This is a genomic window from Pseudomonas sp. Z1-14, assembly GCF_051132005.1.
GTDB lineage: Bacteria > Pseudomonadota > Gammaproteobacteria > Pseudomonadales > Pseudomonadaceae > Aquipseudomonas.
In genome coordinates, this window is sequence record NZ_CP071646.1 from 5,148,248 (window position 1) to 5,161,754 (window position 13,507).

Annotated in this window: 9 protein-coding genes; 4 read left to right on the forward strand and 5 right to left on the reverse strand. The window is 60.3% G+C overall.

The window, feature by feature from the left end; genetic code table 11:
* Positions 1 to 6: 6 nt before the first annotated feature.
* On the reverse strand, positions 7 to 1,311 hold the full coding sequence (fahA, locus tag J3P89_RS23785) for a fumarylacetoacetase (RefSeq protein ID WP_434695818.1): 1,305 nt from the start codon (positions 1,309 to 1,311) through the stop codon (positions 7 to 9).
* A gap of 3 nt (positions 1,312 to 1,314) precedes the next feature.
* Positions 1,315 to 2,619 (reverse strand): homogentisate 1,2-dioxygenase, encoded by a 1,305-nt coding sequence (hmgA, locus tag J3P89_RS23790; RefSeq protein WP_434695819.1) that lies wholly within the window; start codon positions 2,617 to 2,619, stop codon positions 1,315 to 1,317.
* Positions 2,620 to 2,780: 161 nt separating this feature from the next.
* Here hmgA and J3P89_RS23795 point away from each other — a divergent pair, with 161 nt between their 5' ends.
* Positions 2,781 to 3,587, forward strand: a complete 807-nt coding sequence (locus tag J3P89_RS23795) for an IclR family transcriptional regulator (protein WP_434653648.1) — start codon at positions 2,781 to 2,783, stop codon at positions 3,585 to 3,587.
* Here J3P89_RS23795 and J3P89_RS23800 read toward each other — a convergent pair.
* The 3 genes from J3P89_RS23800 to J3P89_RS23810 form a co-directional block, all read right to left on the reverse strand.
* Positions 3,584 to 6,136, reverse strand: coding sequence for a LuxR C-terminal-related transcriptional regulator (locus J3P89_RS23800; RefSeq protein WP_434698048.1), 2,553 nt, complete (start codon positions 6,134 to 6,136; stop codon positions 3,584 to 3,586). The two genes, J3P89_RS23795 and J3P89_RS23800, sit on opposite strands and share 4 nt — an antisense overlap.
* Before the next feature lie 222 nt (positions 6,137 to 6,358).
* Positions 6,359 to 7,726, reverse strand: a complete 1,368-nt coding sequence (locus tag J3P89_RS23805) for a DUF1329 domain-containing protein (protein WP_434695820.1) — start codon at positions 7,724 to 7,726, stop codon at positions 6,359 to 6,361.
* A 22-nt stretch (positions 7,727 to 7,748) separates the two neighbouring features.
* On the reverse strand, positions 7,749 to 9,542 hold the full coding sequence (locus J3P89_RS23810) for a DUF1302 domain-containing protein (RefSeq protein WP_434626045.1): 1,794 nt from the start codon (positions 9,540 to 9,542) through the stop codon (positions 7,749 to 7,751).
* A gap of 580 nt (positions 9,543 to 10,122) precedes the next feature.
* Between J3P89_RS23810 and J3P89_RS23815 the strand changes: the two genes are divergently transcribed.
* From J3P89_RS23815 to J3P89_RS23825, 3 genes are all read left to right on the forward strand, one after another.
* Positions 10,123 to 12,147, forward strand: coding sequence for an S-type pyocin domain-containing protein (locus tag J3P89_RS23815; protein ID WP_434695821.1), 2,025 nt, complete (start codon positions 10,123 to 10,125; stop codon positions 12,145 to 12,147).
* A complete protein-coding gene (locus J3P89_RS23820; protein ID WP_434695822.1) occupies positions 12,144 to 12,410 on the forward strand; it encodes a hypothetical protein in 267 nt (88 codons plus the stop codon). The genes J3P89_RS23815 and J3P89_RS23820 overlap by 4 nt, the downstream gene beginning before the upstream one ends.
* A 330-nt stretch (positions 12,411 to 12,740) precedes the next feature.
* Entirely contained in the window at positions 12,741 to 13,505 is a 765-nt protein-coding gene (locus tag J3P89_RS23825) for an N-acetylmuramoyl-L-alanine amidase (protein WP_434695823.1), read from the forward strand.
* Positions 13,506 to 13,507 lie beyond the last annotated feature (2 nt).

The window sequence follows — 13,507 nt, forward strand, 5'->3', positions numbered from 1 at the left end:
GCCCCCTCAATGCGCCGGCAAGACTTTGCCGCGGCATTCGCCGAAACCGATGGAGGCGGCACCTTCGCCGCCGCAACGGGCGCGCAGGATGATTTCGTCACCGTCTTCGAGAAATTTGCGGATTTCGCCGGATGCCAGTTCGATCGGCTTTTTACCGCCCTCGGTGATTTCCAGCAGGCTGCCGAACTGACCATTTTCAGGCCCTGACAATGTGCCCGAGCCAAACAGATCGCCGGCCTGTAATTGGCAACCGTTGACGCTGTGGTGCGCGACCATCTGCGCCACGGTCCAATACATGTACCGGGTGTTGCTCAAGGTCAGGCGATGAGGCGCCAGGCCCTGCTCGCGCATGGATTCGGTCAGCAGCAGGACTTCCAGTTCGATATCAAAGGCTCCGCCAGCCTGGTCACGCTTGTCCAGCAGATACGGCAGCGGCTGGGGGTCGCCTTCCGGGCGTGCCGGCTGCGGGCGACGGAACGGCTCAAGAGCCTCGGCCGTCACCACCCACGGCGATACGCTGGTGAGGAAACTTTTCGACAGGAAAGGCCCCAGCGGCTGGTATTCCCAGGCCTGGATATCCCGGGCCGACCAATCGTTGAGCAAGCAGAAACCGCCGATGTGCTCGGTCGCATCGCCGATGGCAATGGGCTCGCCCAGGGCGTTGCCCTTGCCGATCCAGATACCCAGCTCCAGCTCATAATCCAGCCGCGCGCACGGGCCGAAGATCGGTTCGGCCTGGCCGGGCGGCAGCGTCTGGCCTTGCGGACGGCGCACATCGGTACCGGACGGGCGAACCGTCGAAGCGCGACCGTGATAACCGATGGGAACGTATTTGTAGTTGGGGAGCAGCGGATTGTCCGGCCGAAACAGCTTGCCGACATTCTGCGCGTGCTCGATGCCTACGTAGAAATCGGTGTAGTCATTGATTTTCGCTGGCAAGTGCATCTGGCAGTCCGCCGCCAGTGGCAGCAACCGCGCGCCTTGGGCCTGGATCGCGTCCCGCTGGGGGCTGTCCTCGCGCAACAGTTCGAGCAATCTTTCGCGCAGGGCAACCCGGGCCTCGCGCCCCAGGTCGAAGAAGGCGTTCAACTGGCCGCCCTGCATGGCCTCGACGGCTTCAGCCGCCTTGCCGTCAAACAGGCCCGCTTGCAACGCGGCCTGCAGGTCGAAGATCCGCTCACCAATCGCCACGCCGCTACGGGGAGCTTCGCCAGCGACACTGAAGATGCCCAGCGGCAGGTTCTGCAGCGGGAAGTCGGGATGACCATTAGCGCAAACAACCCAGCTGAGGGTAGGGGAAACTTGGGTCATGGGTTATCTCCGGGTCGGGTCGAAAGTGACCGGCAGCGAGGCCCAGCAGGCGTCGTAGTCAGTTTGCAATTGTGCGCAGTCCAGGGCGAAACGGCTGGGACGCAGCACTTGGCTGGTCTCGAACATGAAGGCCATGGTGTTGTCGATTTTCGTTGGCTTGAGCTCGGCATTGATCGCCTTGGTGCAGGTCTCGCCATCCGGGCCGTGGGCGCTCATGCAACTGTGCAGCGACGCGCCGCCCGGCAGGAAGCCCTCGGCCTTGGCATCGTAGGCGCCCTGGATCAGGCCCATGAATTCATTCATCAGGTTGCGATGGAACCACGGCGGACGGAAGGTATTTTCCGCCACCATCCAGCGCGGCGGGAAAATTACGAAATCGAGATTCGCCAGGCCATGGACACTGGTCGGCGACGTCAATACGGTGAAAATCGACGGATCGGGGTGGTCGAAGCTGACCGTGCCGATCGTGTTGAATCGCCGCAGATCGTATTTGTACGGCACATTGTTGCCGTGCCAGGCCACCACGTCGAACGGCGAATGGTCCAGCTCGCAGGCCCACAGTTCACCGAGGAACTTCTGTACCAGCGTGGTCGGTTGCACGAGGTTTTCGTAATGGGCGACGGGGGCCAGGAAATCCCTTGGATTGGCCAGGCCATTGCTGCCGATCGGCCCGAGGTCTGGCAGGCGCAACGGCGCCCCGTGGTTCTCGGCGATGTAGCCGCGAGCTTGCGCGTCGAGCAGTTCGACGCGAAATTTCAGCCCTCGAGGCAGCACGGCGATTTCCAGCGGAGCCACTTCCAGCACACCCAGCTCAGTGGCGATGCGCAGCCGCCCCAGTTGCGGCACGATCAGCCACTCACCATCGGCATTGAAGAACACCCGCTCCATGGAGCGGGTGGCGCAGTAGTGATAGATGCTGATACCGGCGGGTTTGTCCGCACCGGCATTGGCCGCCATGCGCACCAGGCCGTCGATCAGATCGGTGGGCTCCGCAGGGATCTGCAACGGGCTCCAGCGCAGGCGATTGGGTGTCACCTCGCCCAGCGGGCCTGCGGCCAATTGCCGTTCCAACCTGGCGAAGGCCGGATGGTTGGCCGAAGGACGGATGCGGTACATCCAGGTTCGCCGCGCTTCGCTGCGGGCCATGGTGAAGGCGGTGCCGGAAAACAGTTCGGCGTACAGGCCGTACGGGGCTTTCTGCGGAGAGTTCTGGCCAACGGGCAGTGCGCCGGGCAGCGCCTCGCTGGCGAATTCGTTACCGAAGCCAGACTGGTAAGCCAGGTCCGACGCCGTGGAATCGAGGTTCATGGAGCCTCCTGAATACAGGACTGGATGCGTCCCGTCGCTCTGTGGAGGAGCCTGGGCGCACCGGGTTATTTTTATCGTAATTCGATTACGCATAACGTAATTTGCTCGGCGACCACCGTCAAGCTATAAAGACGCCCATTCGCTTCCGGACCAGAACCTCCATGGAAAACCCGCCCAGCAACGGTAAACAGAAAGTCCGCTCCGCTGAGGTCGGCACCGACATCCTCAAGGCCTTGGCCGAGTTGTCCCCTTCCACCTCGCTGTCACGCCTGGCCGAACATGTGCAGATGCCGGCCAGCAAGGTTCATCGTTACCTGCAAGCCCTGATCGCGAGTGGCTTCGCCGAACAGAACAGCGCAACCAACCACTACGGTTTGGGCCGCGAAGCCTTACGCGTAGGGCTGGCGGCGCTCAACGGCATGGATGTGCTGCAAGTAGCTGCCCTGCCCTTGGCCGAACTGCGCGACGACTTGAACGAAACCTGTTTTCTCGCGGTGTGGGGCAATCACGGCGCGACCGTGGTGCGGATCGAACCCGCCGTGCGGGCCGTGACCGTGGTGACGCAACTGGGCTCGGTCCTGCCGTTGCTCAGCTCATCCACGGGATTGGTTTTCAGTGCCTACCTGCCGGAGCGCGAGACCATCGAGCTGCGCGAACAGGAGGTGCGCGACGCCACTGACCACGCCTTGGCCGATGACAATGTCTATGCCGCCTTGCAGGGGCAGATCCGCAGTCGCGGCCTGCACCATGTGCATGGCTTGTTGATGCCCGGCATTGATGCCTTGTCCGCGCCGGTATTCAACGCCATGGGCCAGGTGGCGGCAGTCATGACCATTGTGGGTCCGACATCGCTGTTCCACGCCGACGAAAACGGCCCGGCGGCGCAGCGCCTGTTGACCGCGACCCGGGCCGTGAGCCGGCGAATGGGGTATGACTCAGGGTCATCAGCCCAGCAGGATATTGGCTAACTCATCACGCCCATGTTTTTCGCTTTTGCGACCGCTTGTGTCCGCCGCTGTACGCCCAGCTTGCTATGGATCCGCCGCGCATGGGTTTTCACCGTATGCAGCGAGATGAACAGGCGCTCGGCGATCTGCTGGTTTGAATGGCCCTGGGCAATGAGTTCCAGTACTTCCAGTTCGCGCTGGCTGAGCAGCGTTTCTTCCGCCGCGCGTCCCGGCAGCTCGATCCGCTCCTGAGATTGCATCCAGTGCACCAGTTCAGGCTGGCGCATACGCAGCTCACCCAAGGCTTGCTGCGCCCGCCAACAGGCCACTTGCTTGAGCGCCTCCGGCGCGATCAATCCAAGAGAAGTGCGATCGACGGACAACCAGACGACCTCGGCCAGCGCCAACTGCAACTCCGTTTCCAATGCGTGCATTTCGCGCTGCCGTGCCTGGGCGATCATCGCCTGCAGGCGAGCCTGCGGCTCATGCGCCCGATGCAGGTAGACCTCGGCCAGCACCAGCAGATACTCAAGACGCGGAATCAGCTCCAGGGTCGCTGGCGGCGCCTGCTTGGCCTGCGGCCCGTGGAAATGCCGCAAGACCCGGGTCAAGACTTCATGAGCAAGCTCCGGGCGCCCCTGCTGCAACCAGAATTGACAGCTGGTTTGCAGCAGCACGCCGCGATAGACCGTGTCGGGGATGTGTCGCTGCTGCATGATCCGCTCGGCGTCGCGCAGTTGCATGAAGGCTTCGCCATAGTCACCCCGGTTGGCCGCCAGGCAAGCCTTGCCGAGAAAGCCGTAGAGCACTTGTTTGTCCTGGCTGCGCAGGCCCGCCTCCAGGCCGGCTTGAAAGTGTTCGGCGGCCTGCTCGTCAGATCCCATGCGTAACGCCAGGCGCCCACGTCGCAGGGCGATACGTCCCAGCAACGCGGAAAAGTCCTGGCCGGGCTTGTCGAGCAGCACCTGGACGGCGCTCAACAAATGATCCGCCCGATGGGGCGCGCCGCGTTGCTCAAGCACCTGGGCGTGATCCAGTTCCAGCAATCCTTCGAACACCAGCGACCCATGAGCCCGGGCCAGGCACAGCGCCTGACGGTTGATCCATTGCGCGGACGCCAGCTCACCTTTGAGCAGTGCCTGCTGCGTCTGGCCGATCAGGCACAGCACCTTGAGGGCCCAGGCGTGCGGTTCGAGGCCGGCTTCGGCCTGAAGGAAATGCTCACGCGCCGGTTCGCCCTCGCCGTCCAGATGCAGCAGCCAACCACGCAAGACCTGCCAGCGGGCAATCAGTTCTCGCTGCCGGCAGGCCAGCGGCTGTGGCGCGAACCTGCCCAATTGCTCGATGCACCGCTCGGCCTCGGCGAAACGTCCGGCACACAGCAAGGCTGCGGTAACCAGCCCCACCGATTGCGGCGTACCGAGGGACAACGCCTCGTCCTGCTGGTCATGCAGGCTCAATAACAGCTGGACGTTGTTGCCCTGCAAGACATGCTCGAAATTCAGATGCTGGAGGACACTCACGGCGGTCTCGAACTCCCCCGCTTGCATGGCCTGTTCGAATGCCATCGGCCAATCCTGCTCGGCGGCGAACCATTGGCAGGCCCGCCGGTGCCAGGAGCGCGCCTGGGGCCAGGGCTCCTCACGCACGAGGCGGGCCAGCGGAGGGAAAATCTGCATCCATTCCGAAGACTGCGCCCACGGTTCGATGAAGCATCCCAGGTCCAGCAGCAAGGGAAGGCATTCGGCCCCCACCGTATCGCCGAACAGATGCTCGCAAAGCCGGGCATTGAAGCGCGGCAAATGCGCCAGCACGCGCCAGGCCTGCGCCAGCTCCGGGGACAAGGCGCCAAACAATTCATATTCGAGGTAGTCGGGCAAAGTCCCGGCACGCCCCGACGAAGCGTTGCTCCGCGCCCACTCGCAACGTTCGAGCAAGGCGAAGCGCACCCCGGCACACCAGCCACCACTGCGCTGAACCACCTCGCGGGCGGTGCGTGCTGCCAGTGGGCCGGGCAAATGCCCGAGCAATTGCTGAACATCCTCGGCGGTGAAAACCAGGGCTTGCGCGTCGAACTCGTGCAGCTCATCGTCCAGCAACAAGCGCGGCCAATTGCAATGCGGGCGGCGACGGCCATTGAGCCACAGATGCAGCGCCGGACTGCTGGTGTTCAGCAAGCGGTCGAGCAATTGGTCGAGTGCCGGATTGGGCACCCGGCAATAATCATCCAGGAACAACCATGTCGGGGTTTGCAACCGTGCCAGGTGAGCCAACAGGCTCGCCTCATCGACCACCGGCAATCCGAGGGCCTGGGCCAGGCACTCACAGAATTGCGCGACATCCATCGCCGCGCCCCCCAGCCGCAGCCAATGCAGCCGGCAGCCCGGGGGCGCTTGCAGGAAACATTCAGCGAACAAAGCGCTCTTGCCGCTGCCCGCCGGTGCGTAGAGCAGCTTTACCCGCGCCTCGGAAGCCAGCAACGACTCGCTCAAGGACCGGCGTGGCACATGCGTCGAAGACAGGCGCGGCAGCAGCCCGGGACGGTCCGGACACGGGGTCATGGCGGTCATGGCGGTCATTGTGCAAGGTCCCTTTTATTGTTGTTCCATCACCCTAGACCTGTGTCGAGCACCTTAGGAGAAATATTCAGCGCGCTGATTGCGGCTCATAAAAAAATGACCGGCAGCTCAGCTGTCGGTCATTGGTTTTGCTCAGGGCCTGGAGGGCTTTGGGGCCGCTTCGCGGCCCAGCGGGAGCAAGCTCCCTCGCCACGGGTATTTTGCCAAGACGATCTAGCGAACCCCGCTCGACCGCAACGCTGCCGGCGTGTAGTCGGCTGCCCGAGCCTCGAACCCATAGACGTAGGCGTGCTTCTCTTCGTTTTTCATCCCCAGGGCAATGTAGCGGCCAGCGATGATGTCGTAGAGCGCTTCGAGTGTGTAGCCCGGGTTCTGATGGTCGTAATAGAACTGGGCATGCCCTTCGGCCACGCGCCACAACTGGCCGCGCCCGTCATAGTGATCCACCAGTGCCGCTTGCCAGCTGTCCTCATCGATATACATGTGGCGCTTGGCGTAGATGTGCCGCTCGCTGGGCTTGACCGTACCCACTACTTCCCAGACCCGGTGCAACTCGTAACGCGTCAGGTCCTGGTTGATGTGCCCGGCCTTGATCACGTCATCGTATTTGAGGCTCGGTGAATCGAGTTTGTAGCTGTTGTACGGGATGTACATTTCCTTCTTGCCCACCAGCTTCCAGTCGTAGCGATCCGGGGCGCCGGAAAACAGGTCGAAGTTGTCGGAAGTACGCAAGCCGTCGGCAGCGGTGCCCGGGCCGTCATAGGCAACTTGTGGGGCACGACGCACGCGACGCTGGCCGGCGTTGTAGATCCATGCCAGACGCGGCTCCGTCACCTGGTCGAGCGTTTCATGCACCAGCAACACGTTACCGGCCAGGCGCGCCGGGGCCGTCACCTCTTGCTTGAAATAAGTGAGTACGTTGCTGGCTTTTTCCGGGTCGGCGTCCTTGATCAGAAACGGCACGGCGATCTCTTCTTCGAAGCGGATCGGCGTGAAGCTGCCGTTGGTCTGCGGTGTGGCCTGGATGATGACGCGCCGCAGGTTGCCGCCGTGGTAGCGGGTGACGTGGTTCCACAGCACCTCCACGCCGGTCTTGGGAATCGGGAACGCGTAGTAGCGGTTGCCAGTGAAGTTGGCCAGGCCGTTACCGTCGTTGATGGCGTTCACGTTCAGTGCGCTACGTTTGGCCGCCTCATAGATCTCCGGCGGCAGGCCAACGCTGCGGTGGGTCGGGTAGACCGGAATCCGGTAGGTTTCCGGGTAGCGCTTGAACATCGCGACCTGGCCTTCGGAGAGTTTGTCCTTGTACTTGTCCACGGTCGTGGCGGTGATGGTGAACAGCGGTTTTTCACTGGCGAACGGGTCGGCGAGGAAGCCTTTGCTGTCCACGGCACCGGCATTCTTCGGGATACCGCCGGTCCAGGCCGGGATCGAGCCATCGGCGTTGCCGGCCTTTTCCGCACCCAGCGGGGTGAGGCTGGTGCCCAGTTTGTTCGCTTCCTCCGGCGAGACCGCCGCCATCACGTTCGCGGCCAGCAGGCTCAGGGCCAGGGCACCGCATTGCAGGATCATCTTGCGCATTGGGTTTTCCTTGTCAGCCAGATCAGAAGTTCACGCCGAAGCTCAGCGCGAGGAAGTCGCGGTCTTCGAGAACGTTGTAATCGCCGCCGAAGAAATCGGTGTAGCTCAGGCTGGCGGTGTAAGTGTTGCGGTAATCGGCATCGACACCCACGCTGACCGCCTTGGCCCCTTCGTTGAACAAACCGTTGGGCCCATAGCCGGCCACGTCATGGGACCAGGACAGGTTGGGCTTGAAGTTCACCCCGCCGATAACGTTGGAATAGTCGAGAATCGCCCGGGCGCGATAACCCCAGGAGGTCGAGGTGACAAAACCGTCGGTGTCGCCGTTGAAGCCGTACTGGCCGTAGACCGAATCGCGTCCATAACGCAGCTCGTCCTTCGATTCGAGACCGCCGACATGGACGACCGCTGCTTCGCCGACCACGGTCAGGCGATCGGCGCCCAGCACCTGGTCGAAGAAGTGCGTCAGGGTGCTCTGCACCTGGGTCACTTCCTTGCGGCGGTAACCGGTATTGTCCGCGCCCGGCGAAGTGGCGATCGGTGACGCGGCGCCTCCGGCGATCGGGTTCACCAAGGCCAGGGTCAGGTCGTTGGTATTGACCTGTACCGGTGCATTGGGGCGGTAACTGATTTCGCCGGTCCACGCCGTGCCAGTCGGCAACGTGGTGGAGAAACTGGCGCCGTACAGGCGGATGTCTTCAGGGTATTCGAGGTAATACCCACCGCGCCCCAACATCACGCTTTGCGCCAGGCCCGCGCCGCTGCCAGGGGCGATGGCGTTTGCAGTCGCGACCATCCCCGGCAGCGCAGCCAGCGTAGAGAGCCCCGCCGTAGTGGTGCCCACAGTCGGCGTGCGGCTGTGGTAATTCATGAAGTACAGGCCGTACTCGGTGTCATCGCCGAGCCAGCGCAACGCCGTGCCCCACTGGCCGGAGTCCCGCGCATCGCGGTCACCGCCACGGGGAATGACCACGCCTTCGCTGGTCACCTGGATGCCCTGGCCGAACGCGGTGGTCAACGGCACGAACGGCGCAATCGCCGGGCTGCCTACGGTATAGCCATCGGTGCAACCATCGGCGACCACATCGTTACCGAAGAAGGTGCCGCAGTTGTCCACAACCGTCTGGTCCCACTCCAGTTGGTAGAAACCTTCGACGGTAAGCTTGTCGGTCAAGCCCTGGGAGGCGAACAGCATGTTGACCGGGATCAGGCCTTCCTTGATCTCCGCACCCGGGCGACGGAACGCGGACACATCCACCGGGTTGATGCTGTTGATGGAGTTGCCGATGAAGGTACTTTCGCCCCAACTGACCACCTGCTTGCCGGCGCGCACCGTGCCCGGCAGATCGGCGATGGAATAATTGTGATAGACGAAGGCATCGAGGATCTGCGCCCCCGACGACTTGGCGCCCTCCTTGCGGTTACTGTCGCTGATGTCCTTGAACTCGCGGTTTTCGTCCTTGAGCTCGAAGTCGTACCAATACTTGCCACGGACAAACACGCCGGTGTCGCCGTACTTGAGTTCGAGGTCGTGGAGGCCCTTGAAGATTTTCGAGAAGGTCTCGCCTTTCCTGAAATTCAATCGGCCGTCGTCACCGGTGGAAGACTGGCCCGTACCGCCATTGACGGTGCCGACCAGATCCCTGTCGGCATCGCGCATGCCCCAGCTCGCGCCAACCGACAGCGAGGAGTCGAACTGCCCCTCGATTTCGCCAATGTTGAATGAAACGGCCTGCGCCTGGGCACAGCAACCCAAGGCCACCGCGACGGCCAGCGCCTGCGGCTTGAAGATGGCGCGCATTGTTATTGTTGTCATGCGTCTTCCCCGGTGAGTGACAGAGCCTCCACCCTACTGCCCCACGTCATGGGCGATAAGCGCACCAAGGGGGTATTCGCGATGTACCTCCAAAGGATGACAGCCCATGCGGGCCGGGCCTTTGCGTGGTGCATGAACGGACTGGATGAGAGGTTATCAACGGCGTGCATTTTCATCGCTGCGCCTGCACTGTTACATGCACTGCAACAGTGCATGTCCGGATCCGGGCTGTTTCCGAAAACGTCCCATCCCTATGCTGGCCGGGCTTGCGGGACAACGGGCCTGCAAGCGCAAGCCGCCAGGCGTCCCTCGCGCCTGGCGCACCGTCATTCGGATGGATTGCGCATCAATCCATCGTCCCCGTGTCCACTGACGTTGATTTGTAGCTCCTTTACAACGTCACGTTTAGGCCGCTGCGTTTTGCAGCGGCCTTTTTTATTTCCGGGTTATTTCCGCGGGGGGACTTTCTTGTTTCCTACAACATTGTCGGAAAGGCCTACCTGTCTGGCTAAAGCGTTTGAATTTATAGTCTTCGTCGTCGCCACGGATGGCACTGATCCCTATGACCATGCACGGATTCATGAATACCGACATGAGTTTCCATTATTCGATTCGAAAGGACCTCGACATGCCGCAGGAAAAGAACATCGTTGTAAATAGAGGTATACCCCGCACGCCTACGTCGTCTCATGGCTTTGGTTTTGGCGTAGGGGGCGTATCGGGCCCGGACCACTCCGACCGTGGATTCGACGCAGTTGACTACGCGTTTGAATGGCTTATTGAAAGCAATGAGTCGGTCGAAGAATGTTTTACGGAAAACATCCAGAATATTACATACATAACCGATGCCGAACTTGCGAATACAAGAGCAGCCGTTCGGGCTGCTGCCCCACTGGAAACCGCCGCTTACGATATTGAGTTACAAACCCTTGACCAGCAACTTTCCAAAACCAGGGCAGACCATCAACAACAAATAACCAGCGCCAATCTTTACTATGGTTATGATCCGCTGTCCCACATGACTGGGCACCCCCCTCATAAAGGCTTTGAACTCGTAGGTGGTCGCGGAGGGCAAAGGGGTTATACCGACGCCATTGCCAAATGGAACGTATCTTACGCCGCCGCTTACCAGGCGAAGTTTCTTGCCGAACAGATGAAACTCCTTGAGGCCCTCTTGGCCGCGCAGAATAAAGTCGTCGCAGAGGCCCAGGCGAAAGCGCTGGCCGCTGCTCAAGCCGAAGCCCAACGTGTGGCCGCTGAGACGGCACGTGAAGCCGCTGAAGCCGAAGCTAAATACGCCGCTGAAGAACAAGCACGACTCGCGGCGGAGGAAACCGCTGCGCAGGCAAAAGCCCAGGCGCAAGCCAACAGCCAGGCCGAGGAAGAGGCTCGCAAAGCAGCCGAAGCCGAGATCCGGCGTGCGACCCAGGCAGAAGCGTTAGGCCAAGCCCTGTCTGGTCGGGCACTGCCCATGGTAGGCGCGGCAGCCAGTCCAGTGTTCGCCATGGCCGGCAGCACTGTGGCCACAAGCCCGGCAACGATGCTGGCAATCCAGACTGCGCTAAGGACCGCGGTCGCCATGGCTATCGAATCGCTCACAGCGGTAACAGTGCCAGCTTTGGCGGGGTTCGCGGCGTTGCTTTACTCATCGGAACTGGGAAATAGCGACCTTTATGCCTTGAGCGTCCCCCTTTCCGAACTCTCGCCAGACAACTCCGACGATCTGCAGGCAATCGCAGCAGTACAGGGTGAGATCATCCTGCCCCTCATCATTGGCTCCAGAACAACGAGCAAAAAAACGGAGTACGTCGTAACAAGCACCCAAAGTGCACCGACATTCTCCAAGGTCCCCGTACGGCTCGCCACGCTTGATCCGCTGGGAAACTTTTACCGGTCCGTAAGCCCGGATGCTGCGTCCAGCAACATTATCTGGACGCCCATAGTGAAGCCGGACGGCGCATCGACATCGCTGCCCGCCAGCGTGCCGAACATGATCCCTTATACCGGCGCGACGCCAGTGGCGGTAACTGGACGAACCGATACGCACCCGGAGTTTGATCTCTACCGTTTTGGTGGGTTCGTTACAGTGTTTCCAGCTGACTCGGGCATTCCACCGATCTATACCGTCTTCAACAGTCCTTACGAGGGTGCTACCACCAAAGGTGAGCACAGTGGACGCAACTTCAATCCGGAGCAGGCGGGAGGGCCTATTGTGGAATTAGACTGGAGCACGGCGACCGTCACTCAGGACGGTTTGGATGCCCTAAAACTGCATATCTCTCGGCTGAACCAATCTGATGCGAACGATGTGATGATCGTACGGCTTGAAAACATTCTGAGTGGCAATATCAATATCACCGATACAGATCGGCGGTACTACACTCATGAGATTAGAGAACTCGAAAGATTTCGAAACCTCGGGCTGGCTGACGACTTCTCGCCCGAGCAAAGCTCACCCGCTTGGAACAATGCACATACCGCGACACTCGAAGATTTTAAAGTCCACGATCACGAGTCATTACTTTATACCTCCGACGCCTTAGCCAAAGCGGGACTACAGGATGAAAGAGATTATCAGAAGCTTCTGAAGGAGATGTCGCAATGAGCACTGTCGAGCAGATCGTTAAGAACGAGTCTTTGGAAGAGATCGTCACGGTCTTTGCGCTACTGAAGGCTTCTCCGCACTTAGACATGATGATCAGGCGCCACAAGCGTGAGCTAATACAACACGGGGAGCTTGAAATAACTTATAAGAACCTTTTCGAGGCGGGAATACTGACAAGGGGGGAAAAAGGTCTATGCCTAAAGGGACCAAACTGGAAAGCACCGAAATTCGTATTGGAAAAAAGATACGCCGAAAGCACTTGATCTAACTTGGTCTCAGGCCGTTGCCTCTCTATCTGGCGACGGCCTTTAATAGCCGACTGGATCTTTGGTACAAAATCAGAATCCCGTGAGAAAAATTGACACGTAATACTTTGTCGGTTTTTTTGCGTTACCGTCACGCTGCCTACTTCGGTCATTAAGGATCACCAGGCGTATTCCACAGCTCACCCAATAGATTCGCCCCTTTCATTAACGAACCCATTCCTACAACAAAGCCCGAAACCCACTACACACGCTTAAATAACTCATCTGTTACGCTGAAATTCAATCGCAGCGCTCCGCTTCGATTATTAACCAGTGAGTTATTTGATAATGCTAATAAACAACACAACCCATCGTTCAAAAAAAGGCTACAACAGTCGCGTTCGCTTTCTAGTCTTCCATTACACCGCCGGCAACTTCGCCTCTTCGATAAATGCTTTGACCGGCCCGTCCGTGAGTGCTCATTACCTCATCCCGGACTTTGCCGACCCTACCTATTTGAAGGCGGGTTTCAAGGAGCCGCAGATCTTCAATCTGGTGGACGAGAGCCAGCGGGCCTGGCATGCCGGGGTGAGTAGTTGGGGTAATCGCAGCAACCTGAACGATACTTCGATCGGCGTCGAAATCGTCAATCTGGCAACGGACAACCAAGGGCAATTTACCTTTCCGCCTTATGCGCCCCAGCAAATCGAGGCGATCGAATACCTGGCAACGGATATCCTCAAACGCCATTCGGAAATCAGTCCGGTAAACGTAGTGGGGCACTCGGATATCGCCGCCGGGCGCAAGAGTGATCCCGGCCCGATGTTTCCGTGGCATGCGTTGTATCTCAAGGGTATCGGCGCCTGGTTTGATGACCACGCCCAAAAGGCTTTCCTGCAGGCCTATCAAATCAGCGGCGTGCCGACCCGCGAGCAATTGCTCGGTCTGTTCAGGAGGTATGGTTTTGATACGTCGGCCGCGACGACCAATGTTGGGTTCCAACGCCTGGTCCGCGCCTTCCAGTTGCATTTCCGTCCTGCGAAACATGACGGTGTGATGGACATGGAGACCGCCGCGAATCTCGCGGCCCTGGTGCAGAAGTACTTCCCCTGAGC

Coding starts and splice junctions, on each gene's coding strand:
- J3P89_RS23815 (WP_434695821.1), top strand. CDS start 10,123: ATGAATACCGACATGAGTTTCCATTATTCGATTCGAAAGGACCTCGAC.
- hmgA (WP_434695819.1), bottom strand. CDS start 2,619: ATGAACCTCGATTCCACGGCGTCGGACCTGGCTTACCAGTCTGGCTTC.
- fahA (WP_434695818.1), bottom strand. CDS start 1,311: ATGACCCAAGTTTCCCCTACCCTCAGCTGGGTTGTTTGCGCTAATGGT.
- J3P89_RS23795 (WP_434653648.1), top strand. CDS start 2,781: ATGGAAAACCCGCCCAGCAACGGTAAACAGAAAGTCCGCTCCGCTGAG.
- J3P89_RS23810 (WP_434626045.1), bottom strand. CDS start 9,542: ATGACAACAATAACAATGCGCGCCATCTTCAAGCCGCAGGCGCTGGCC.
- J3P89_RS23805 (WP_434695820.1), bottom strand. CDS start 7,726: ATGCGCAAGATGATCCTGCAATGCGGTGCCCTGGCCCTGAGCCTGCTG.
- J3P89_RS23825 (WP_434695823.1), top strand. CDS start 12,741: ATGCTAATAAACAACACAACCCATCGTTCAAAAAAAGGCTACAACAGT.
- J3P89_RS23800 (WP_434698048.1), bottom strand. CDS start 6,136: ATGACCGCCATGACCCCGTGTCCGGACCGTCCCGGGCTGCTGCCGCGC.
- J3P89_RS23820 (WP_434695822.1), top strand. CDS start 12,144: ATGAGCACTGTCGAGCAGATCGTTAAGAACGAGTCTTTGGAAGAGATC.